Here is a 20,366-nt window from a genome sequence, read left to right as displayed (position 1 = left end):
ATAAGATCGCGCCAATACGTCAGGAAAACTCACCTATGACGCCCCCGGATCTGCCCTCCCTGAACGCCCTGCGCGCCTTCGAGGCCGCCGCCCGCCTGCAGAGCGTCAAGCAGGCAGCCAAGGAGCTGCACGTCACCCATGGGGCGGTCAGCCGGCAGATCCGTGCCCTGGAGGAGGCGCTGGGAGTGGTCCTGTTCGTCAAGGAAGGGCGCGGCGTAAAACTCACCGATGCAGGCATAGTGCTACGGGATGCCGCCGGCGACGCCTTCGCCCGTCTGGACGGCGCCTGCGCCGAGCTGAAGCGGCGCACCGAGGAGGCGCCGTTCGTGCTCGGCTGTCCGGGGAGCCTGCTGGCGCGCTGGTTCATTCCGCGTCTGGATCGCCTCAACCGCGAGCTGCCGGAACTGCGCCTGCAGCTCTCGGCCAGCGAGGGCGGGCCGGACCCGCGCCGGCCGGGACTGGACGCCACCCTGCTGTTCGCCGAGCCGCCGTGGCCGGCCGACATGCGGGTCTTCGAGCTGGCCGCCGAGCGCATCGGCCCGGTGCTCAGTCCGCGCCACGCGCGCTTCGCCGCGTTACGCCGAGCGCCGCCGCAAGCGCTGCTCGACGAGGCCCTACTGCACACCGCCTCGCGTCCGCAGGCCTGGCCGAGCTGGGCGGCGAGCCAGGGGCTGCCGGCGGCCGGGCTGCGCTACGGCGCCGGCTTCGAGCATCTTTATTACCTCTTGGAGGCGGCGGTGGCCGGACTCGGCGTGGCCATCGCGCCGCAGCAACTGGTCGCCGACGATCTGGCCGCCGGCCGGCTGGTGGCGCCCTGGGGGTTCGTCGAGACGCCGGCGAAGCTGGCGCTGTGGGTGCCGGCGCGGCACGGATCGGGCGACGGGCGCGCGCAGCGCCTGGCGGCCTGGCTGCAGGCACGGCTGGAGCAGACGACGGCGGGGGCATGAAGCGCCCCGCGCTCCTGCGGCGGAGAGCCGATGCTTTCCTTGTCGGGCCGGACCGCCCTGTGGTTTCCTTATCGAGCCGGGCGACCACGCGCACCGGCCCCCTTTCAGACCAAGGAGATGGCCATGTCCGATCACCACACCTACAAGAAAATCGAACTCGTCGGTTCCTCGCGCACCAGCATCGAGGACGCCATCAGCAATGCCCTGGCCGAGGCCTCGAAATCCCTCGACCATCTGGACTGGTTCGAGGTGGTCGAGACCCGCGGGCACATCGAGAACGGCGCAGTCGGCCACTACCAAGTCACCCTCAAGATCGGCTTCCGCCTGACCGACAGCTGAGGCCGGCCGCCGGCCCGGGCAAGGCGGCAATCACCGGCGCCGCCTTTTGCTTTAGTCTCCCCTTTTCCCCGACGGGCGAGTCCCGGGGGCGACTCGAGGAGACTTCCATGCCACGACTGGCCGACACCGCACTTTCCATTCTCGACCTGGCGCCGATCCGCGACGATGGCGGCCCGGCCCAAGCCCTGCAGAACTCCCTGGCGCTGGCCCGCCATGCCGAGGCGCTGGGCTTCACCCGCTTCTGGGTGGCCGAGCACCACAACATGGACGGCATCGCCTGTTCCGCCACCGCCGTGCTGATCGGCTACCTGGCGGCGGGCACCTCGCGAATTCGCGTCGGCGCCGGCGGCATCATGCTGCCCAACCATGCGCCGCTGGTGGTCGCCGAGCAGTTCGGCACCCTCGCCACCCTCTATCCGGGACGCATCGACCTCGGCCTCGGCCGCGCGCCGGGCACCGACCCGTTCACCGCCCGCGCCCTGCGCCGCGACCGCCTGGGCAGCGACGACGACTTCCCGGCGGACGTCGAGGAACTGCAGGCCCTGCTCGGCCCGGTGCAGCCCGGCCAGCGGGTGATCGCGATGCCCGGGGCCGGCACCGAGGTGCCGATCTGGCTGCTCGGCTCCAGCCTGTTCAGCGCCCGCCTGGCGGCGCGCAAGGGCCTGCCCTACGCCTTCGCCTCGCATTTCGCGCCGCGCTACCTGCACGAGGCGATTCGTCTCTACCGCGACAACTTCCAGCCCTCGGCGGCGCTCGACAAGCCCTACGTGATGATCGGCGTGCCGCTGATCGCCGCGCCCAGCGACGAGGAAGCGGAGTTCCTCGCCACCACTGCCCTCCAGCGCACGCTGGCGCTGGTCCGCGGCGAGAGCCGGGTGCTGCGCCCGCCGGTGCCGTCGATGGTCGGCCGCTGGAGTCGCCAGGAGCAGGCCGCGGTCGGCGACTTCCTCGGCCTGGCGGTGATCGGCGGCCCGGAGAAGGTCCGCGCCCGCCTGGAGGTGCTGCTCGAACAGACCGGCGCCGACGAGTTGATCTTCACCGGCGACCTCTACGAGCCGGCCGACCGGTTGCGCTCGTTCGAGATCCTCGCCGGCCTGCGCTGAGGGAAGAAGCGCCGCAGAACCGGCACGCAAAAAAAAGGGAGTCTCTCGACTCCCCAAACCGCCTTTCAAACTTTCAGAAACTGGAACTCAGCCGTCGATCTCCACCAGCAGTTCGCCGGGGTTGACGCGGTCGCCCTTGGCGACGTGGATGGCCTTGACCGTGCCGCCGATCGGCGCCTGCACCTCGGTCTCCATCTTCATGGCCTCGGTGATCAGGATCGGCTGGCCGGCCTTGACCGTGTCGCCCTCCTTGACCAGGACGTCGACGATGTTGCCCGGCATGCTGGTGCTGACGTCGCCCGGTGCGCCGGCCTGCTTGCGCTTGCCGGAGCCGCCGGCGATGAACTCGTTGAGCGGCTCGAACACCACTTCTTCCGGCATGCCGTCGATGGACAGGTAGAAGTGGCGCTTGCCTTCGCCCTTGATGCCGACGCCGGTGATGTCCACCCGGTAGGTCTCGCCGTGCACGTCGATGAGGAATTCGGTGGGCACGCCTTCGCTGGCCGGACCGGCACCCGCGGTGGGGATCGGCAGCAGCGGCTCGGGCACCAGGGTGCCGGCCTTGCGCTCTTCGAGGAACTTGCGCCCGATGTCGGGGAACATGGCGTAGGTCAGCACGTCCTCCTCGTTGCGCGCCAGCTCGCCGATCTCCGCGCGCAGCTTGGTCATTTCCGGCTTGAGCAGGTCGGCCGGGCGCACGTCGATGACTTCCTCGGTGCCGATCGCCTGGAAGCGCAGGTGCTCGTTGACCTTGCCCGGCGCCTTGCCGTAGCGGCCCTGCAGGTAGAGCTTCACCTCGTTGGTGATGGTCTTGTAGCGCTCGCCGGCGAGCACGTTGAACACCGCCTGGGTGCCGACGATCTGCGAGGTCGGGGTGACCAGCGGCGGGAAGCCGAGGTCCTCGCGCACGCGCGGAATTTCGGCGAACACTTCGTTGATGCGGTGCAGGGCGCCCTGCTCCTTCAGCTGGTTGGCCAGGTTGGACATCATGCCGCCCGGCACCTGGTTGACCTGCACGCGGGTGTCGACCGCGGTGAATTCGCTCTCGAACTGGTGGTAGCGCTTGCGCACGGCGTAGAAGTACAGGCCGATCTCCTGCAGCAGCTCCAGGTCCAGGCCGGTGTCGTACTCGCTGCCGCGCAGGGCGGCGACCATCGACTCGGTGCCGGGGTGGCTGGTGCCCCAGGCGAAGCTGGAGATGGCGGTGTCGATGTGGTCGGCGCCGGCCTCGATGGCCTTGAGCTGGCACATCGCGCCGAGGCCCGCGGTGTCGTGGGAGTGGATGAACACCGGCAGGTCGATCTCGGCCTTCAGCGCCTTGACCAGTTCGGCGGTGGCGTAGGGGGTCAAGAGGCCCGCCATGTCCTTGATCGCCAGGGAGTCGACGCCCTTCTCCTGCATGCGCCTGCCCAGCTCGACGAAGGATTCGACGGTGTGCACCGGGCTGGTGGTGTAGCAGATGGTGCCCTGGGCATGCTTGCCGGCGGCCTTGACCGCCTCGATGGCCACGCGCAGGTTACGCACGTCGTTCATCGCGTCGAAGATGCGGAACACGTCGATGCCGTTGACCGCGGCCTTGGCGACGAAAGCCTTGACCACGTCGTCGCTGTAGTGGCGGTAGCCGAGCAGGTTCTGTCCGCGCAGGAGCATCTGCAAGCGGGTGTTGGGCAGCGCGGCGCGCAGCTGGCGCAGGCGCTCCCAGGGGTCTTCCTTGAGGAAGCGGATGCAGGAATCGAAGGTGGCGCCGCCCCAGACTTCCAGCGACCAGTAGCCGACCTTGTCCAGCTTGTCGCAGATCGGCAGCATGTCCTCGAGGCGCATGCGGGTGGCAATCAGCGACTGGTGGGCATCACGCAGGATGGTGTCGGTGACCGTGATCTTCTTCATTCGTCAGTTCCTCTTCAGCCTGCAGCCGGAGCGCAGCCGGGCTGGTGTTCGTCAGAGCCCTGCGTGGGCGGCGATGGCGGCGGCGATGGCGATGGCCAGTTCGCCAGGCCGGCGCTTGATCGAGTAGTTGAGCAGTTCCGGGTGTTCGTCGACGAAGCTGGTGTTGAACTGTCCGCTGCGGAAATCCGGACTGCCGAGAATCTGCTGGTAGTAGGGCGCGGTGGTCTTCACCCCCTGCACGCGCATGTCGTCGAGGGCGCGCAGGCCGCGGGCCAGCGCCTCTTCCCAGGTCAGCGCCCAGACGATCAGCTTCAGGCACATCGAGTCGTAGTACGGCGGGATGGTGTAGCCGGTGTAGATCGCCGTGTCGGTACGCACGCCGGGGCCGCCGGGCGCGTAGTAGCGGGTGATCTTGCCGAAGCTGGGCAGGAAGTTGTTCTTCGGGTCCTCGGCGTTGATGCGGAACTGCAGGGCATAGCCGCGGTGCTGGATGTCCTTCTGCTCGATGGAGAGCGGCAGGCCCGAGGCGACGCGGATCTGTTCGCGGACGATGTCGATGCCGGTGATTTCCTCGGTGATGGTGTGCTCCACCTGGACCCGGGTGTTCATCTCCATGAAGTACACCTCGCCCTCGGCGAGCAGGAACTCCACGGTGCCGGCGTTCTCGTAGCCCACCGCCTTGGCCGCGCGCACCGCCAGGTCGCCGATGTAGGCGCGCTGTTCGGGGGTCAGTTGGGGACTCGGGGCGATCTCGATCAGCTTCTGGTTGCGGCGCTGGATCGAGCAGTCGCGCTCGAAGAGGTGCACGGTGTTGCCGAAAGAGTCGGCGAGGATCTGCGCCTCGATGTGCTTCGGGTTAACGATGCACTTCTCGAGGAAGACTTCCGCGCTGCCGAAGGCCTTGGTCGCCTCGGAGATCACTCGCGGGTAGGCGTGCTCCAGCTCGGAGACGCTGTTGCAGCGGCGGATGCCGCGGCCGCCGCCGCCGGAGGTGGCCTTGAGCATCACCGGGTAGCCGATCCGCTCGGCCTCGCGCAGGGCCTCGGCGAGATCGGCGACGTTGCCTTCGGTGCCGGGGGTGCAGGGCACGCCGGCGGCGATCATGCTGCGCCGCGCCTCGGTCTTGTCGCCCATCCGGCGGATCACTTCCGCGCTCGGGCCGATGAACTTGATCCCGCGCTGGGCGCAGATCTCCGCCAGCTCGGCGTTTTCCGAGAGGAAGCCATAGCCCGGGTGCAGGGCGTCGCAGCCGGTTTCCACCGCCAGGTTGACCAGCTTGCGCGGGTTCAGGTAGCCGGCCAGCGGGTCCTCGCCGATGAAGTGCGCCTCGTCGGCCCGCTTGACGTGCAGGGCGTGGCGGTCGGCTTCGGAGAAGATGGCCACCGAGCGGATGCCCATCTCGGCGCAAGCGCGCACGATGCGGACGGCGATCTCGCCACGGTTGGCGATGAGGATTTTTCTTATCACGGAGGTCTCCCTCGGCAGAACTGGCCGACAAGGACGGTCAGTCGGCAGGTGAGACAACCCTAGGCCGCGGGATCGATTAAGAAAAATGAATATTTGTTAGGTTGAGCATAAACTACAACTTATAGCTGCACGAAAATACCTTATTTAGCACAGGGGTTTTCTCGCCGAAAACCCTGCCGTGCGCCCCCTTCCGTTGCCGAGAACGCCATGCGCAAATCCCTGATGCGCCTGACCCTGCGCCAGTTCCGGGTATTCCGCGCGGTGTGCGAAAGCCGCTCCTACAGCCGCGCCGCCGAGGAGATGGCGCTGACCCAGCCGGCGGTCAGCCTGCAGATCCGCCAGCTCGAGGAGCTGATCGGCCAGCCGCTGTTCGAGTACGTGGCCAAGAAGCTCTACCTGACGCCGGCCGCCGAGGCGCTGCTGAAAGCCAGCGAGGACATCTTCGGCCGCCTGGAGAGTCTCGACATGCAGCTCTCGGATATCCAGGGCTCGCTGCAGGGACAGCTCAACCTGGCCGTGGAGTCCAGCGCCAAGTACCTGGTGCCGCACCTGTTCGCCGCCTTTCGCGCCCAGCATCCGGAGGTCAGCCTGCAGCTGGTGGTGGTCAACCATGCCCTGGCGGTGCGCCGCCTGTCGATGAGCCGCGACGACCTGCTGATCATGTCGCAGGTGCCGAGCGAGATGGCGCTGAACTTCTTTCCCTTCCTGAACAACCCGATCGTCGCCGTGGCGCCGCCCGGACACCCGCTGTGCACGCGCGAAAACCTGCGCCTGCAGGACCTGACGGGCTTTCCGCTGTTGCTGCGCGAGCCGGGCTCCGGCACCCGCCGCGCCACCGAGGAGTACTGCCACCAGAAGCGCGCGCACTTCGCCGAGACGCTGGAGATCGGCTCGACCGAAGCGCAGCTGCAGGCGGTGATCGCCGGCCTCGGCCTGGCCCTGCTGCCGCGCCACGCGGCGAGCCTGGAGCTGGCCACCGGCCTGCTGTGTGAACTGCCGGTGGCGGAGCTGCCGCTCTACCACAGCTGGTGCCTGGTGCACGCCGAGGGCAAGCGGCTGAGCCCGGTGGCGCGGGCGTTCGAAACCTTCGTCCGCGCGGAACGGGCGAAGATCAGCGCGCTGGCCGAGCGCTTTGCCGGGAAACTGCCGGAACGACCGGCAGCGAGCTGAGCGCCAGCAGGTCCGGATAATCGTCCAGCTCATGCTGCAGCCGGCGCTGCTCGTCGTAGTGCTCGATGGCGCGGCGAAAGCGCATGCGCCGCTCGTCCAGCCGCTTGCGGCGGGCCTTGGTGTCGAGGGGAGAGGGGTAGTAGGCGTCTTCCGGATGGCGGGACATGAGGGTCTCCCAGCATGGGGTCGGGGACCATCAGGATTGCCGCCGGCCGGTGACGCTTTCGCGGCAGCGGGATGAAGCTGTCGTGACGCCAGGCGGCCTCAGTCTTCCGCCACCCGCACCGACTTGGGCGACAGCCGCAGGCTGCGCAGGCTGCGCTTGACGCTCTTGAGGTGGTTGACCAGGTCCGGACCGCGGGCCATCGCCACGCCCATGGCGAGCACGTCGATCACCACCAGATGGGCGATGCGCGAGGTCAGCGGGGTGTAGACGTCGGTGTCCTCCTGGACGTCGATCGCCACGTTGACGTCGGCCAGGTCGGCCAGCGGCGTCTGTCCGGGACAGAGGGCGATCAGGGTCGCACCGCTTTCGCGGACCAGGTTGGCGGTGATCAGCAGGTCCTTGGAGCGCCCCGACTGGGAGATGCAGATCGCCACGTCGCCGGGCTTGAGGGTCACCGCCGACATGGCCTGCATGTGCGGATCGGAATAGGCGGCGGCGGTGAGCAGCAGGCGGAAGAACTTGTGCTGGGCATCGATGGCCACTGCGCCGGAGGCGCCGAAGCCATAGAACTCGATGCGCGCCGCCCGGGCGATGGCGTCGATGGCGCGCTGCAGCACTTCGGGGTCGAGGTGCTCGCGCACCTCCATCAGGGTATGCAGGGTGGTGTCGAAGATCTTCAGGCTGAAATCGACGACCGAGTCGTTCTCGTGGATGGCGAACTGGCCGAAGCTGGCGCCGGCGGCCAGGCTCTGCGCCAGCTTCAGCTTCAGGTCCTGGAAACCGGTACAGCCGATGGCCCGGCAGAAGCGCACGATGGTCGGCTCGCTGACCCCGACCTCCAGGGCCAGGCCGGCCATCGAACTGTGCATCGCCGCCGCCGGATCGAGCAGCACATGATCGGCCACCTTGAGTTCCGACTTGCGCAACAGGGAGCGCGATTGGGCAATATGCTGCAAGAGATTCACGGGGACTGAACTCGGTTATGATCGGGAGTCGGGCTGTAGCGTGCCTGTAGTTATACTACATGACAGGCTTCCAGCCCATAGCCAAACGCGTTGGAGACTGTTGTGACCCATCCCTGCGACATGCTGGTTTTCGGCGGCACCGGCGACCTGGCGCTGCACAAGCTGCTGCCGGCGCTCTACCACCTGCACCGCGACCGGCTCCTGCCGGCCGACCTGCGCATCGTCGCCCTGGCACGCCAGCCGCTGGGCCGCGACGCCTACCGCGCCCTGGCCGAGCGCCGCTGCCGGGCCCAGGTGGCGCGGACGAGCTTCCAGGCGGAAACCTGGCAGAGCTTCGCCGAGCGGATCGACTATTTCGCCATGGATGCCAGCCAGAGCGCCCACTACGGTCGCCTGGCCCGGCATCTCGACAACGCCGGCCCGCGCGGGCGCATCCACTACCTCGCCACCGCCCCCAGCCTGTTCGAGGATATCGCCGCCTGCCTGGCCAACGCCGGCCTGGCCGGCAGCGACGCGCGCATCGTGCTGGAAAAGCCCATCGGCCATTCGCTGGCGTCGGCGCTGGCGATCAACCAGTCCATCGGCCAGGTATTCCAGGAGTCCCAGGTCTTTCGCATCGACCACTACCTGGGCAAGGAAACCGTGCAGAACCTGATGGCTCTGCGCTTTGCCAACGCCCTGTTCGAGCCGCTCTGGCGCGCCGGACACATCGACCATGTGCAGATCAGCGTCTGCGAAACCCTCGGCGTGGAAAACCGCGGCAGCTACTACGACCACGCCGGGGCGATGCGCGACATGCTGCAGAACCACCTGCTGCAGCTGCTCTGCCTGGTCGCCATGGAGGCGCCGGTGCGCTTCGACGCCGAAGCGGTACGCAACGAGAAGGTGAAGATTCTCGAGGCCCTGAAACCCATCGCCGGCCTCGACGTGAAGGATCGCACGGTGCGCGGCCAGTACGCCGCCGGAAAGATCGGCGGGCAGGAGGTTCCGGCGTACTACTTCGAGAAAAACGTCGACAACGACAGCGATACCGAGACCTTCGTCGCGCTGCAGGCGGAGATCGACAACTGGCGCTGGGCCGGCGTGCCTTTCTACCTGCGCACCGGCAAGCGCCTAGCGAGGAAGTGTTCGGAAATCATCATCCAGTTCAAGCCGGTGCCGCACCGGCTGTTCCAGGACGGCCAGGCCAACCGCCTGCGGATTCGCCTGCAGCCGGAGGAATCGATCAGCCTGCAGCTGATGGCCAAGAGTCCCGGCAAGGGCATGCACCTGGCGCCGGTGGAGCTGGATCTCAACCTGGCCCACGCCTTCCGCCAGAAGCGCCGCTGGGACGCCTACGAGCGCCTGCTGCTCGACGTGATCGAGGGCGACTCCACCCTGTTCATGCGCCGCGACGAGGTGGAAGCCGCCTGGCGCTGGGTCGACCCGATCATCGGCGGCTGGCACGCCTACTACCAGCGGCCGCGCCCCTATCCCGCCGGCTCCTGGGGGCCGGAGCAGGCCCATAGCCTGCTCGAACAGCAGGGCCACGCCTGGCACGAATGAGCCGCGCCGGCGGACTCAGGCCTCGGCGTCCGCCTCGCCTTCCGCCTCGTCGGTCAGCCCCAGCCAGTGCGCCAGCACGCCGTGGGCCTCCTCGATCCCCTGGCGCTTGGGCGCCGAGAACAGCTGGATACTCACCCCCTCGCCCCAGCCCTGCTCCAAATCTCGCCGGACCTTGAGCAGGGCGTTCTTCGCCGCGCCGAAGGCCAGCTTGTCGGCCTTGGTCAGCAGGATGTGCATGGGCATGCCGCTGGCACCGGCCCAGTCGAGCATCATCCGGTCGAAGTCGGTCAGCGGGTGGCGGATGTCCATCATCAGGACCACCCCGGCCAGGCTGCGGCGGCTGCCCAGGTAGGCCTCCAGGTGGCGCTGCCAGTGCTGCTTGAGGGGGATCGGCACCTTGGCGTAGCCGTAGCCGGGCAGGTCGACCAGGCGACGCTCGTCGTCGAGGCGGAAGAAATTCAGCAACTGGGTGCGCCCCGGAGTCTTCGAGGTACGCGCGAGACTGGCGTGGGTCAGGGTGTTCAGCGCGCTGGACTTGCCGGCGTTGGAACGCCCGGCAAAGGCGACCTCGCGGCCGTCGTCGGCGGGGCACTGGTCGACCCGGGCCGCGCTGAGCATGAAGGCGGCCTGCTGGCACAGACCGAGAATGGGATTCTTGAAGGACATCGGGAGATTCCGCTGGGCTGGCACGCGCTGGCTGCGCTGCCATGTCGTTTCCGTTTCGGAGTCGCCAGTATATAATGCCGCGGATTTTGTGTGCGCTTTGCCCCTGTCCCAGGGTAAGTGTTCACGGGAACGGTTCAAGACTGGCCGTACGTTGATCGCACGGTGCTTGTTCCCTGCGAAAGGCCTGCTCCAGGAGCCTGTTGCCCGCCGCGGTGTCGTGATGCTGCCCTTGACTGCCAGCTGCCCAGTTGACTCTGGCTCTGCGGGCGCGCATGGACGCATGGACAGCGACGCCGAAGCCGCCGGGAATCCCCCTGAAGCCGGACACGTCGGTCTAAAACAACTCCTTTCTTGAGCCGTGATTTGGATTAGCTGATGAACAAAGCACTCGTGACTCTGTTGTTAACCCTGGGGATTTCCGGCCTGGCCCATGCCGCAGGCGACGCCGCCGCCGGCCAGGGCAAGGCGGCCGTCTGCGGCGCCTGCCACGGCCCGGACGGCAACAGCGCGGCACCGAACTTCCCGAAACTGGCCGGTCAGGGCGAACGCTACCTGCTCAAGCAGATGAAGGACATCAAGGCCGGCATGACGGCAGGCGCCGCCGAGGGTACCGGCCGCAAGGTGCTGGAAATGACCGGCCAGCTCGACAACCTCAACGACCAGGACCTGGCCGACATCGCCGCCTATTTCGCCGCGCAGAAGATGGGCGTCGGCGCCGCCGATCCCCAACTGGTCGAAGCCGGCGAAGCGCTCTACCGCGGCGGCAAACTGGCCGACGGCATGCCGGCCTGCACCGGTTGCCACTCGCCCAACGGCGCGGGCAACGAGCAGGCCGCCTACCCGAAACTGGGCGGCCAGCACGCCCAGTACGTGACCAAGCAGCTCACCGACTTCCGCGAAGGCGTGCGCACCAACGACGGCGACAGCATGATCATGCGCTCCATCGCCGCCAAGCTGAGCAACAAGGACATCGCCGCTATCTCCAGCTATATCCAGGGCCTGCACTGAGTACGACGGCTCACCGGCGATGAAAAAGGGCGGCGGATGGCCGCCCTTTTTCATTGGCCCTCCCCTTACAATAGGCGCCATTCGCTTCGCCCCTTCCGGGTCAAGACCGGCTCGTACCGGGAGCCCTCACCAGCAATGCAAGGAGTCGTAACGCATGCGTAAACTGATTCTCGGCGCCGTTCTCGCCAGTGCAAGCCTGCTCGCCCTGACCGCCCAGGCGGAATCGCTCGCGCCCGCCGACATCAAGGCCGGCCAGCAGTATGTCGAGCTGCCCGCTCCGGTGCCGGTGGCGCAGCCGGGCAAGATCGAGGTCGTGGAGTTGTTCTGGTATGGCTGCCCGCATTGCTACCAGTTCGAGCCGAGCATCAACGCCTGGGCCGGCACTCTGCCGGAGGACGTGAGCTTCCGGCGCGTCCCGGCCCTGTTCGGCGGTGTGTGGAACGCCCATGGCCAGCTGTTCCTCACCCTGGAGTCGATGAACATCGAGTCGAAGGTCCACAGCGCGATCTTCGACGCCATCCACAAGGACGGCAAGAAGCTGGCGACGCCCGAGGAAATGGCCGAGTTCCTCGCCACCCTGGGCGTCGACAAGGATGCCTTCCTCAAGGCCTACAGCTCCTTCAACGTGAAGGCCCAGATGGAGAAGGCGAAGAAACTGGCGATCGCCTACCAGATCTCCGGCGTCCCGGTGATGGTCGTCAACGGCAAGTACCGCTTCGACCTGGGCAGTGCCGGCGGCCCGCAGAACGCCCTGCAGGTGGCCGACTACCTGATCGAGCGGGAGCGCACCGCCCAGTGACGGAGGGCAGGAGGAGCCATGCTGCGCCGACGCACGGTTGAACGTCAGGCCGCCGTGCGGCAGCCGCGGAGCAACCCGCACTGCTGCGATGCGAGCGGGCTGCCCGCCGACGGCCGGCTGCGCCTGCTGAGCTTCAACATCCAGGTCGGCATCCGCACCGAGAGCTACCGGCACTACCTGACCCGCAGCTGGCAGCATCTGCTGCCGCATGCGGGACGCGCGGTGAACCTGCAGCGGATCGGCGAGCTGCTTGCCGATTTCGACCTGGTGGCCCTGCAGGAAGTCGACGGCGGCAGCCTGCGTTCCGACTACGTCAACCAGGTCGAGCATCTCGCCCAGCTCGGCCACTTCCCCTACTGGTACCAGCAGCTCAACCGCAACCTCGGCCCGCTGGCCCAGCACAGCAACGGCCTGCTCAGCCGCCTGCGGCCCACCGAGCTGGAAGACCACCCGCTGCCCGGCCCGCCGGGGCGCGGCGCGATCCTCCTGCGCTTCGGCACGGGGCGCGATGCCCTGGCGGTGGTGATGATGCACCTGGCCCTCGGCGCACGGACCCGCACCCGCCAGCTCGCCTATATCCGCGAGCTGATCGGCGACTGCCGCCACCTGGCGCTGATGGGCGACATGAACACCCACGCCCGCGAGCTGCTGGAGCATTCGCCGCTGCGCGACCTCGGCCTGCTCGCCCCGCAGATCGAGGCCACCTTTCCCAGCTGGCGTCCACAGCGCTGCATCGACCACATCCTGCTCAGCCCCAGCCTGACCCTGGAGCGCGTGCAGGTGCTCCGCCAGCAGATCTCCGACCACCTGCCGGTGGCGGTGGAGATCCGCCTGCCCGAGCACCTCCGGCGCAATACCCTGCCGCAGCCCTGCCCCTGAGCGAACGGCCTGCCATCGACCCATGCAGCGGATCGCCACGCTTTTGCAATACTCCAAGGGTGCGTATCGTCCGCTCCGCGAAAACCCGCCGAAGCCTGCCGATACCCGCCAAAACCTTGCCGGATAGCCCCGAACTTCATGAGACCCGTCGCCCTCTCCCTGATCCTCGCCCTGCTGGCCGGCTGCGCCGCCGGCCCGCGGATCGACACCCGCTACAATGCCCGCAGCCAGGACAGCCGCGTGCAGTACGTCGTCCTGCACTACACCTCCGAGGATCTGCAGGGTTCGCTGAGACAGCTCACCCAGGGCAGCGTCAGCAGCCACTATCTGATCGACGCCAAGCCCGCGACCATCTACCGTTTGGTTGGAGAGGAGCGTCGCGCCTGGCACGCAGGAGACAGCCAGTGGCACGGCAGGACCTGGCTGAACGCCAGCAGCATCGGCATCGAGCTGGTCAACCCCGGCTACCTGGACACCCCCAACGGGCGCCTCTGGTATCCCTATCCGCCGGAGCAGATCGATGCACTGATCGTCCTCCTCAAGGAGATCGTCAAGCGTCACGGACTGGGACCGCAAGCGATCATCGGCCACAGCGACATCGCCCCGCAGCGCAAGGTCGACCCGGGCCCGCAGTTCCCCTGGAAGCGCCTGGCCGAGGCCGGACTGGTCGTCTGGCCGGACGCCCGCCGGGTGGCTGAACTGCAGGCCCGCTATGCCGCTCACCTGCCGGGGATCGCCTGGTTCCAGGAACAGTTGATCCGCAACGGCTATGCCCTGGAGCGGCATGGCGTGCTCGACGACAAAACGCGTCGGGTCATCGCCGCCTTCCAGATGAAGTACCGACCGGTCCGTTTCGACGGCGAGCCGGACGCCGAAACCGCAGCCCTGCTGGCTACCCTGAACGGAACGGGGTGAGAAAGACGCACGGCAAAGGTCAGACCTGAAAGGATGTCGGGAGCGCTGACATGCAACACCCCTTGGGACGGCTGTACCGATCCGTCTACCGGCCCTGGCCGATGGCCCTGCTGGCGACCCTGGCCAGCGTCTGCCTGCTGGCGCTGCTCGGCCTGGGCGTGGCGCTTTCCCAGGCACGGGAGGCGCAGCGGGCAGATCTGGAAAGCCGCGGCGAACGCTTCCTGCTGCGCTTCGAGCAGGTCCTCGGGCAACTGCGCCAGGGGCTCGCCACGCTGGAGTTGCAGCCCCTGCGCCGTTGCGATCCGGGCCTGGTGGAAAGCCTGCAGCGGGTCAGCTTCGAGCATCGCTTCATCCACGAGGCGAGCTTCGCCGCCGACGGGCAGCGCTGCTCCAGCCGGCCGCCGCACGCCGCCCCGGAGCCGGCACGGCCGGCGGATTTCCACAGCCAGAGCCTCGACTACTGGCTGAACGCCACGAACGCGCCGGACGAAGATCCGGCCGCCCTGATGCTCGCCCACGGCCCCTTCCGGGTGTCCAGCTCCCGCGGCCACCTGCTCGACGCAGTCGATCCGTCGGACGGCCTCGGCGTCTACCTGATTCCCCGCGGCAGCACCCAGGCCCTGCCGATCCTCGCCGCGCCCCCGCCGCTGACGGTCCTGCCCGGGGCGGCGGACAGCGCCGCGCTGCAACTGCTCGACGGGCAGCCGTTCTACCGCCTGCAGGGCGACAACCCGGACTACCAGCTGGCCCTGCTGGCCCCGCGTGCCCAGCTGCTCCAGCGCATCCGTGCCTGCTGGGAACGCCTGCTGCCGGTCGGCCTGCTGCTGGCCCTGCTGGGCGGCGGCGCGACCTTCCGGCTGGTACGCCAGCGCCAGTCGCTCGGCGGAGAACTGCAGGGCGCCCTGCGGCGTCAGGAGCTGCAGGTCTATTACCAGCCGATCGTCCACCTCGCCAGCCGCCGCTACGTCGGCGCCGAGGCCCTGATGCGCTGGCAGCGGTCGGACGGTAGCCTGACCAGCCCCGAGCAGTTCATTCCGCTGGCCGAGTCGACCGGCCAGATTCGCGCGATCACCGACTTCCTGCTCCAGGAGGTGCTCGAACAGCTCGGCGACCTGCTGCGCAGCCATCCCGAGCTGTACATCTCGATCAACCTGTCCGCCTGCGACGTCAGCGCGCCACGGATCGGCGCACTGACTGGACGTCTGCTGGCCCGGCACGGAGTCAGGCCCGAGCAGATCGCTTTCGAGGTGACCGAGCACGGACTGATCGACCTGCAGGCGGCCAGCCGGAACCTGGCCGAACTGCGCGCCCGCGGCCACCGGGTACTGATCGACGACTTCGGCACCGGCTATTCCAGCCTGGCCTACCTGCAGATGCTGCCGGTGGACTGCCTGAAGATCGACAAGGCATTCGTCGATGCCCTCGGCGCCGATGCCGCCAGCAGCGGCGTCGCCCCCCACATCGTGCGGATGGCCCGGGCGCTGCGCCTCAAGGTGATCGCCGAAGGCATCGAGCGCGAGGAGCAGGCACGCCTGCTCGGCAGCGAGGGCGCCGACTACGGCCAGGGCTGGCTGTTCGCCCCTGCGCTGAGCGCGTCCGCGTTCCGCGAGCTGATCGGCGGGGGCCAGCCCGCCGCCCCGCCGTCCCCCGTCCCGTCCGGGCGACAGCAGGCAGCCCCCGGCGCGCTCATAGCCTCTGCGCCAGCGCGCTCCCGCGCCTCGCCAGCAAGCGACAGCATCCCGCTGCCCGGCCCGCTCCGGGCAGGCCGGCAGGCGGCATCGGTGGGCGCGGGCGAACGAGGGATGGGCCCTCTTCCCGGAAAACCCGCGAGGCAAAGCCTTGAAAACGATTTATAAGTAAATATATTGTCTATCAATCAACTGATGACCGCCCCAGCGGCAGGACGATGAGATGCATATCGACTGGGCGAGCTTCACGCCTTGGACGGCACTGTCCGGTGGCGCACTGATCGGCCTCTCGGCCAGCCTGTTCGTGGTGCTGAACGGACGCGTTGCCGGGATCAGCGGGCTGCTCGGCAGCCTGCTGCAGCGCGGCGGCGACGGGCGCGACGAGAAGGCACTGTTCCTGCTCGGTCTGCTGGCGGCGCCGCTGCTCTGGGGGCTGTTCGACACACTGCCGGAGGTCGAATTCCAGACCGGCGGGATCGGCCTGACGCTCGCCGGGCTGCTGGTCGGTCTCGGCACCCGCTACGGTTCCGGCTGCACCAGCGGGCATGGCGTGTGCGGGATCGCCCGTCTGTCGCCGCGCTCCCTGGTCGCCACCCTGGCCTTCATGGCCAGCGGATTCGCCACGGTATTCGTCCTGCGCCACCTGTGGGGAGGCTGAACATGCGCCGACTGACGGCACTGCTCGCCGGACTGCTCTTCGGCATCGGCCTGCTGCTGGCGGGCATGAGCAACCCGGCCAAGGTGCTCGGCTTTCTCGATCTGGCCGGTGCCTGGGACCCTTCGCTGGCGCTGGTGATGGCCGGCGCCATCGCCGTCGCCCTGCTGCCCTTCTCCTGGGCCAAGCGCCGGCAGCGCTCGCTGCTGGATGTCCCCATGCAACTGCCGCAGAAACGCGAACTGGACGGCCGACTGATCGGCGGCAGCCTGCTGTTCGGTATCGGCTGGGGCATTGCCGGCATCTGTCCGGGCCCGGCCCTTACCCTGCTGCTCGGCGGTTACTGGCAGAGCCTGTTGTTCGTGCTCGCCCTGCTCGGCGGGATGGGACTGTTCTCCGCGCTGGAGCGCCGGCGCGCTCGCTGACCGAAGGTCAAGACGAAAACCCGCGTCGGAACGCCCGACCGCGCCCGGTCCATCGCCGCCGGCCTGCTCCTACTGCGGGTGGCCCTTCGGCAAGCGCCGCTTGCAACAAGCCCCGGCGCCAGGCTCTCATGTACCTTGGATCCCCTTGCTGAAGGACAGCCCATGAACGCCCGTGTAGAAGCCTTCTTCGACCCCGCGACCTTCACCTACAGCTACGTGGTGAGCGATCCGACCACCCGCCAGTGCGCCCTGATCGACTCCGTACTGGACTACGAGCCCGCCTCCGGGCGCATCGGCCATGCCTCCGCCGACCGCCTGATCGCCCATGTCCGCACTCAGGAGCTGGAGGTACAGTGGATCCTGGAAACCCACGTCCATGCCGACCACCTGAGCGCCGCCGCCTACCTCAAGCGCCAGCTCGGCGGCAGGCGGGGCATCGGCGAACGCATTACCCAGATCCAGGAGACCTTCGGCGAGCTGTTCAACGCCGGCGACGAGTTCGCCCGCGACGGCAGCCAGTTCGACCACCTGTTCCGGGATGGCGAAGACTTTCAGGTCGGCGCCGTCCAGGCCCGCGCGCTCCACACCCCCGGACATACCCCGGCCTGCCTGACCTACCTGATCGGCGATGCCGCCTTCGTCGGCGATACCCTGTTCATGCCCGACTATGGCACCGCCCGCTGCGACTTCCCGGGAGGAGACGCACGCACGTTGTACCGCTCGATCCAGCGGCTTTACCGCCTGCCGGACGAGACCCGGGTGTTCATGTGCCACGACTACAAGGCGTCGGGGCGCGCGGAGTTTCTCCACCAGACCAGCATGGGCGAGGAGCGCAAACACAATGTCCATGCGCACCAAGGTATCGACGAGGAGGTGTTCGTCGCCATGCGCAACGCGCGGGACGCCACCCTCGGCATGCCGGCCCTGATCCTGCCCGCGGTGCAGGTCAACATGTGTGCTGGCGAACTGCCGCCGGCCGAGGACAACGGCATCCGCTACCTGAAGATCCCGCTGAACGCGCTCTGAACCGCAGCCGCCACCGGGAGCGCCGACGCCCCGCTCGCGCAGAGCGCGGCAAACCGCGCACGAAAGCGGATCTGCCGCTCTTCGGGCGACGAAGGCGCCTGCGGGGGACCCCGGAAATCCGGGGCGGAGCGGACTGTCGGTCTCGAGCTCCGCCTGGAAACGGGCTCGAGAGCCGCAGCCGGATCAGAACGCGTGGCTGTAGTAGGCCGAGAAGGACTCGATGCCGTCGTTGGGCTGCTTGATGCCGGCGTTGGAGTAGTGGATCGCCCGGACGCCGATCTTCTGGCCGCCCGCGAACCTGAGGCCGGCGCCGATGCGGTCCTCGAAGTTGAAGGAGGAGCCCAGCTGCTTCTCGCCCACGCGGGTCTTGGAGAAGAAGGCGACACCGACGCCGAACTCGAGGAACGGGGTGACGCCGAGACCACTGAACTCGTAGGTGAACACCGGGCTCAGCGACAGCGAGTGCGCACCCGAGTAGTTGTCGTCGCCGGAGCCGCCTTCCCAGTAGGTGTAACCGGCATCCCAGTAACCCGTCGCGTGGCCCAGGTCACTCTTCCACCATTGCTGGTCCCAGGGCAGCCCCACGCTGAGGCGGTAGGTCATGTCGCCCTGGCTAGTGACGCCGCCCGCGGCGCCCACCTCGACAGCGTGTGCCACCCCCGCCGATCCCAGAAGCAGAACGACTACTGCGGGCAATGACAGATACTTTCGCATGAAACGTCCTCTATTTTGTTTTATTAGCAATTGCGACTCTGCAGATCCCTCGGAGAGTCCGGACCAGCATTGCCGGGCGAAAACCCGTCCGCCAGGCGACGGGCAGGATGGTTTCGCAGGAAAGGCACGCGAGCATTGCGCGCGGAAACCGCACGCATGCGCGGCGGCGGGTGTGTTGCAGACAAGGCCCGATTTGAATTCTTATCGCCTGCAATTGGCCCCTACGGCGCGGACAAGGCCTTTTTGTATTGTTCGTATTGATCCCGCGGCAGGTTGCTCCGCCCCAGCATGTCTTTGGCGAACTCCTTGACCTCGGCCTCCGAATGGGAGCGATGGGGAATCTGGGGCGGCGATCCACAGCCGCCCAGCAGGCATAGAACGAAGGCAAGCGCCATACATAACGGCATGACCATCGATGTCATAGGCGTAACCCGTAAAAGGAGTGGTTGGATTTTTGCGGCCGGTCGATGCGCCGTGCCTCACCCTCCGGCTAATCGGGATGAAGCTGGAGCTTTTTCGTCGATGCGGCGAAAAGACCGGGGTATGAAAGACGCTTGGATTCTAGAGTGCGTACGGAAGGCAAAAAACCAGGGATTCCCAAAAGCATTATTACTTTATTTGCAGAAATATATTGACAATTTCCTTGCAATGCCCGGCTCATGCCGGAAGTGCCTGCTTTGCATCGGTGCGCCGACAGCGATGATCGATGCCGCCCCGCCGCCGGTCGAAACCGGCGGGCGATCATTGCAGGGACGTTTCAGCCGCAGTGGATCTGCCCGATCGTCAGGCGCTCGTCGACTTCCAGATTCAGGCGCCTGGAGTTGTAGTCCAGGGTTATGTTGTCGTGCGGGCCGATGACGCGCGCCGTCTGCGCCCTGGCACGCTGGCGGGCCTGCTCGAGCAGGTCGGGGCTGGCGGTCTGGCCGATCAGGCCTTGTACGGCGCCGGCGTCGCATCCCTGAGCGCTGGCGGCCGCCGGCCGCGGTTCGGACTTGTCGGCAAAGCTGCAGCCGGCCAGCAACAGGGCTGCGAAGAGGAGACTGGGGGTGGCGTGTCTTGAAATCATCTCTGCTCCCGGAACGATGCAAGCACCAACAACCATATCACTGTAGACACCGCTTTCCGGCCGCCAGCCACGAATGTCGACCGCGCCCCTGTTTCACTGCGCGTTTTCGCCGCTGCTCAGCGCGACTCCGCCCCGTGAGCCAGGAGGACACCTGCACATGGAACAGCGGTACCCAGAAGATCGTCAGCACGGTGACGGTGAGCATCCCACCGATCACCCCGGTACCCATGGCGTGCCGGCTGCCGGCATCGGCGTCGCTGGAGGTCGCCAGCGGCACGACGCCAAGAATGAACGCCAGGGAGGTCATGAGGATCGGTCGCAGGTGCATCCGGCAAACCTCAACCGACGGCTCGAGCAGGGTCTCGCGAAACTGCTCGGCGCTCTGCAGGCGGGTCTTGCCGATGATCGTAGCGCTGAGCTGCTGGCCGGGCACCGCCGGGAGAGCACCGAACCGCGCTCCCGTTCGAGGGTCGCGGTGAGTCCGGCCAGGGTCAGGTTGGGGGTCTGCTCGGCAGACAACCCGCGTCGCTTCGCACTGCCTCCGCGCTTGCGAGGTAGGCGCGGCAAGTCTCGCTGCCCCTTGAAAGACTCCAGAAAGAAGGTTTCATCGAAAGCGCTCCATGAACCCCACCTTCAAATGAGGTGCAGACCCGACGATGCTTTGCTCCCGTTATTTTCTGGAGCCAGTCGCCATGATGCGTCCCGACGCCAAGGTCGGAAGAGTCTACCTCTACCCCAAGCCGGTCGATTTCCGAAAATCCATCGATGGTCTCGCGGCCCTGGTCGAGCTGGATATCCAGGTGGCGGTGTTCGATCCGGTGCTTTTCGTTTTCCTGAATCGCCAGCGTAATCGAGTGAAGATATTGTATTGGGAGCGCAACGGCTTTTGCCTTTGGCTCAAACGCCTCGAGTCCGAACGGTTCAAAACATCGCCCG

General features: G+C 67.3%; 21 protein-coding genes and 2 pseudogenes. 14 read left to right on the top strand and 9 right to left on the bottom strand.

What is annotated here, in order from left to right; translation table 11 throughout:
- Positions 1–35: 35 nt before the first annotated feature.
- The 3 genes from BMY22_RS06565 (at position 36) to BMY22_RS06555 (ending at position 2,389) form a co-directional block, all read left to right on the top strand.
- Positions 36–947 (top strand): LysR family transcriptional regulator, encoded by a 912-nt coding sequence (locus BMY22_RS06565; RefSeq protein ID WP_244158810.1) that lies wholly within the window; start codon positions 36–38, stop codon positions 945–947.
- 123 nt (positions 948–1,070) lie between these two features.
- On the top strand, positions 1,071–1,286 hold the full coding sequence (locus tag BMY22_RS06560; protein WP_090620530.1) for a dodecin: 216 nt from the start codon (positions 1,071–1,073) through the stop codon (positions 1,284–1,286).
- A gap of 107 nt (positions 1,287–1,393) precedes the next feature.
- Positions 1,394–2,389, top strand: coding sequence for an LLM class flavin-dependent oxidoreductase (locus tag BMY22_RS06555; protein WP_090620529.1), 996 nt, complete (start codon positions 1,394–1,396; stop codon positions 2,387–2,389).
- An 87-nt stretch (positions 2,390–2,476) separates the two neighbouring features.
- Here the strand turns inward: BMY22_RS06555 and oadA are convergent, their stop codons facing one another.
- Entirely contained in the window at positions 2,477–4,276 is a 1,800-nt protein-coding gene (gene oadA / locus BMY22_RS06550; RefSeq protein WP_090620527.1) for a sodium-extruding oxaloacetate decarboxylase subunit alpha, read from the bottom strand.
- Between the two features lie 51 nt (positions 4,277–4,327).
- Entirely contained in the window at positions 4,328–5,743 is a 1,416-nt protein-coding gene (locus tag BMY22_RS06545; RefSeq protein WP_039800969.1) for an acetyl-CoA carboxylase biotin carboxylase subunit, read from the bottom strand.
- Between the two features lie 207 nt (positions 5,744–5,950).
- Between BMY22_RS06545 and BMY22_RS06540 the strand changes: the two genes are divergently transcribed.
- Positions 5,951–6,913, top strand: a complete 963-nt coding sequence (locus BMY22_RS06540) for a LysR family transcriptional regulator (protein WP_170849354.1) — start codon at positions 5,951–5,953, stop codon at positions 6,911–6,913.
- Here BMY22_RS06540 and BMY22_RS06535 read toward each other — a convergent pair.
- Together BMY22_RS06535 and hexR are read right to left on the bottom strand one after the other, a co-directional pair.
- Positions 6,855–7,079 (bottom strand): PA3496 family putative envelope integrity protein, encoded by a 225-nt coding sequence (locus BMY22_RS06535; protein ID WP_090620525.1) that lies wholly within the window; start codon positions 7,077–7,079, stop codon positions 6,855–6,857. The two genes, BMY22_RS06540 and BMY22_RS06535, sit on opposite strands and share 59 nt — an antisense overlap.
- A 98-nt stretch (positions 7,080–7,177) precedes the next feature.
- The gene (gene hexR, locus BMY22_RS06530; RefSeq protein WP_090620523.1) at positions 7,178–8,044 is read right to left on the bottom strand and encodes a transcriptional regulator HexR; all 867 of its coding nucleotides are present in this window, start codon (positions 8,042–8,044) and stop codon (positions 7,178–7,180) included.
- Between the two features lie 102 nt (positions 8,045–8,146).
- Here hexR and zwf point away from each other — a divergent pair, with 102 nt between their 5' ends.
- Positions 8,147–9,589 (top strand): glucose-6-phosphate dehydrogenase, encoded by a 1,443-nt coding sequence (gene zwf / locus BMY22_RS06525; protein WP_090620521.1) that lies wholly within the window; start codon positions 8,147–8,149, stop codon positions 9,587–9,589.
- A gap of 15 nt (positions 9,590–9,604) precedes the next feature.
- On the opposite strand, the gene yihA is transcribed toward zwf, so the two are convergent.
- Positions 9,605–10,255, bottom strand: coding sequence for a ribosome biogenesis GTP-binding protein YihA/YsxC (gene yihA / locus BMY22_RS06520; RefSeq protein ID WP_090620519.1), 651 nt, complete (start codon positions 10,253–10,255; stop codon positions 9,605–9,607).
- Between the two features lie 375 nt (positions 10,256–10,630).
- On the opposite strand from yihA, the gene BMY22_RS06515 reads away from it, so the two are divergent.
- From BMY22_RS06515 to BMY22_RS06480, 8 genes are all read left to right on the top strand, one after another.
- On the top strand, positions 10,631–11,263 hold the full coding sequence (locus BMY22_RS06515) for a c-type cytochrome (protein ID WP_090620517.1): 633 nt from the start codon (positions 10,631–10,633) through the stop codon (positions 11,261–11,263).
- 154 nt (positions 11,264–11,417) lie between these two features.
- On the top strand, positions 11,418–12,062 hold the full coding sequence (locus BMY22_RS06510; protein ID WP_090620515.1) for a thiol:disulfide interchange protein DsbA/DsbL: 645 nt from the start codon (positions 11,418–11,420) through the stop codon (positions 12,060–12,062).
- A gap of 18 nt (positions 12,063–12,080) precedes the next feature.
- Positions 12,081–12,941, top strand: a complete 861-nt coding sequence (locus tag BMY22_RS06505; RefSeq protein ID WP_090620513.1) for an endonuclease/exonuclease/phosphatase family protein — start codon at positions 12,081–12,083, stop codon at positions 12,939–12,941.
- 138 nt (positions 12,942–13,079) lie between these two features.
- Positions 13,080–13,856, top strand: a complete 777-nt coding sequence (locus BMY22_RS06500; RefSeq protein ID WP_090620512.1) for an N-acetylmuramoyl-L-alanine amidase — start codon at positions 13,080–13,082, stop codon at positions 13,854–13,856.
- A gap of 50 nt (positions 13,857–13,906) precedes the next feature.
- The gene (locus BMY22_RS06495) at positions 13,907–15,712 is read left to right on the top strand and encodes an EAL domain-containing protein (protein WP_090620510.1); all 1,806 of its coding nucleotides are present in this window, start codon (positions 13,907–13,909) and stop codon (positions 15,710–15,712) included.
- 55 nt (positions 15,713–15,767) lie between these two features.
- Positions 15,768–16,202 carry a YeeE/YedE family protein gene (locus BMY22_RS06490; RefSeq protein ID WP_090620508.1) on the top strand — a complete coding sequence of 145 codons (435 nt, stop codon included), beginning with the start codon at positions 15,768–15,770 and terminating at the stop codon, positions 16,200–16,202.
- A gap of 2 nt (positions 16,203–16,204) precedes the next feature.
- Complete coding sequence (locus tag BMY22_RS06485; RefSeq protein WP_090620506.1) at positions 16,205–16,624, top strand: DUF6691 family protein; 420 nt, start codon at positions 16,205–16,207, stop codon at positions 16,622–16,624.
- A 162-nt stretch (positions 16,625–16,786) separates the two neighbouring features.
- Positions 16,787–17,650, top strand: a complete 864-nt coding sequence (locus BMY22_RS06480; RefSeq protein ID WP_090620504.1) for an MBL fold metallo-hydrolase — start codon at positions 16,787–16,789, stop codon at positions 17,648–17,650.
- A 183-nt stretch (positions 17,651–17,833) separates the two neighbouring features.
- On the opposite strand, the gene BMY22_RS06475 is transcribed toward BMY22_RS06480, so the two are convergent.
- From BMY22_RS06475 to BMY22_RS23690, 4 genes and pseudogenes are all read right to left on the bottom strand, one after another.
- The gene (locus tag BMY22_RS06475) at positions 17,834–18,364 is read right to left on the bottom strand and encodes an acyloxyacyl hydrolase (RefSeq protein WP_090620502.1); all 531 of its coding nucleotides are present in this window, start codon (positions 18,362–18,364) and stop codon (positions 17,834–17,836) included.
- 757 nt (positions 18,365–19,121) lie between these two features.
- Complete coding sequence (locus tag BMY22_RS06470; RefSeq protein ID WP_208599239.1) at positions 19,122–19,430, bottom strand: I78 family peptidase inhibitor; 309 nt, start codon at positions 19,428–19,430, stop codon at positions 19,122–19,124.
- Positions 19,431–19,467: 37 nt separating this feature from the next.
- Positions 19,468–19,770: pseudogene (locus BMY22_RS06465) on the bottom strand (efflux RND transporter permease subunit); the annotation flags it as partial.
- 146 nt (positions 19,771–19,916) lie between these two features.
- A pseudogene (locus BMY22_RS23690) lies at positions 19,917–20,039 on the bottom strand (IS1595 family transposase); the annotation flags it as partial.
- An 83-nt stretch (positions 20,040–20,122) separates the two neighbouring features.
- Here BMY22_RS23690 and tnpB point away from each other — a divergent pair.
- Positions 20,123–20,366 (top strand): IS66 family insertion sequence element accessory protein TnpB (gene tnpB / locus BMY22_RS06455; RefSeq protein ID WP_143068466.1); only part of this gene is annotated, 244 nt, incomplete at its 3' end.

It is taken from the genome of Azotobacter beijerinckii (genome assembly GCF_900110885.1).
GTDB lineage: Bacteria > Pseudomonadota > Gammaproteobacteria > Pseudomonadales > Pseudomonadaceae > Azotobacter > Azotobacter beijerinckii.
This window is presented reverse-complemented; position numbering and strand designations above follow the sequence as displayed.

Bases quoted from the DNA above. Each gene is read 5' to 3' on its own strand.
- BMY22_RS06485 (WP_090620506.1), top strand. From the start codon at position 16,205: ATGCGCCGACTGACGGCACTGCTCGCCGGACTGCTCTTCGGCATCGGC.
- BMY22_RS06505 (WP_090620513.1), top strand. From the start codon at position 12,081: ATGCTGCGCCGACGCACGGTTGAACGTCAGGCCGCCGTGCGGCAGCCG.
- BMY22_RS06555 (WP_090620529.1), top strand. From the start codon at position 1,394: ATGCCACGACTGGCCGACACCGCACTTTCCATTCTCGACCTGGCGCCG.
- BMY22_RS06540 (WP_170849354.1), top strand. From the start codon at position 5,951: ATGCGCAAATCCCTGATGCGCCTGACCCTGCGCCAGTTCCGGGTATTC.
- BMY22_RS06500 (WP_090620512.1), top strand. From the start codon at position 13,080: ATGAGACCCGTCGCCCTCTCCCTGATCCTCGCCCTGCTGGCCGGCTGC.
- BMY22_RS06510 (WP_090620515.1), top strand. From the start codon at position 11,418: ATGCGTAAACTGATTCTCGGCGCCGTTCTCGCCAGTGCAAGCCTGCTC.
- BMY22_RS06565 (WP_244158810.1), top strand. From the start codon at position 36: ATGACGCCCCCGGATCTGCCCTCCCTGAACGCCCTGCGCGCCTTCGAG.
- BMY22_RS06495 (WP_090620510.1), top strand. From the start codon at position 13,907: ATGCAACACCCCTTGGGACGGCTGTACCGATCCGTCTACCGGCCCTGG.
- BMY22_RS06535 (WP_090620525.1), bottom strand. From the start codon at position 7,079: ATGTCCCGCCATCCGGAAGACGCCTACTACCCCTCTCCCCTCGACACC.
- BMY22_RS06515 (WP_090620517.1), top strand. From the start codon at position 10,631: ATGAACAAAGCACTCGTGACTCTGTTGTTAACCCTGGGGATTTCCGGC.
- BMY22_RS06480 (WP_090620504.1), top strand. From the start codon at position 16,787: ATGAACGCCCGTGTAGAAGCCTTCTTCGACCCCGCGACCTTCACCTAC.
- BMY22_RS06490 (WP_090620508.1), top strand. From the start codon at position 15,768: ATGCATATCGACTGGGCGAGCTTCACGCCTTGGACGGCACTGTCCGGT.
- BMY22_RS06470 (WP_208599239.1), bottom strand. From the start codon at position 19,430: ATGATTTCAAGACACGCCACCCCCAGTCTCCTCTTCGCAGCCCTGTTG.
- yihA (WP_090620519.1), bottom strand. From the start codon at position 10,255: ATGTCCTTCAAGAATCCCATTCTCGGTCTGTGCCAGCAGGCCGCCTTC.
- oadA (WP_090620527.1), bottom strand. From the start codon at position 4,276: ATGAAGAAGATCACGGTCACCGACACCATCCTGCGTGATGCCCACCAG.
- BMY22_RS06560 (WP_090620530.1), top strand. From the start codon at position 1,071: ATGTCCGATCACCACACCTACAAGAAAATCGAACTCGTCGGTTCCTCG.
- BMY22_RS06475 (WP_090620502.1), bottom strand. From the start codon at position 18,364: ATGCGAAAGTATCTGTCATTGCCCGCAGTAGTCGTTCTGCTTCTGGGA.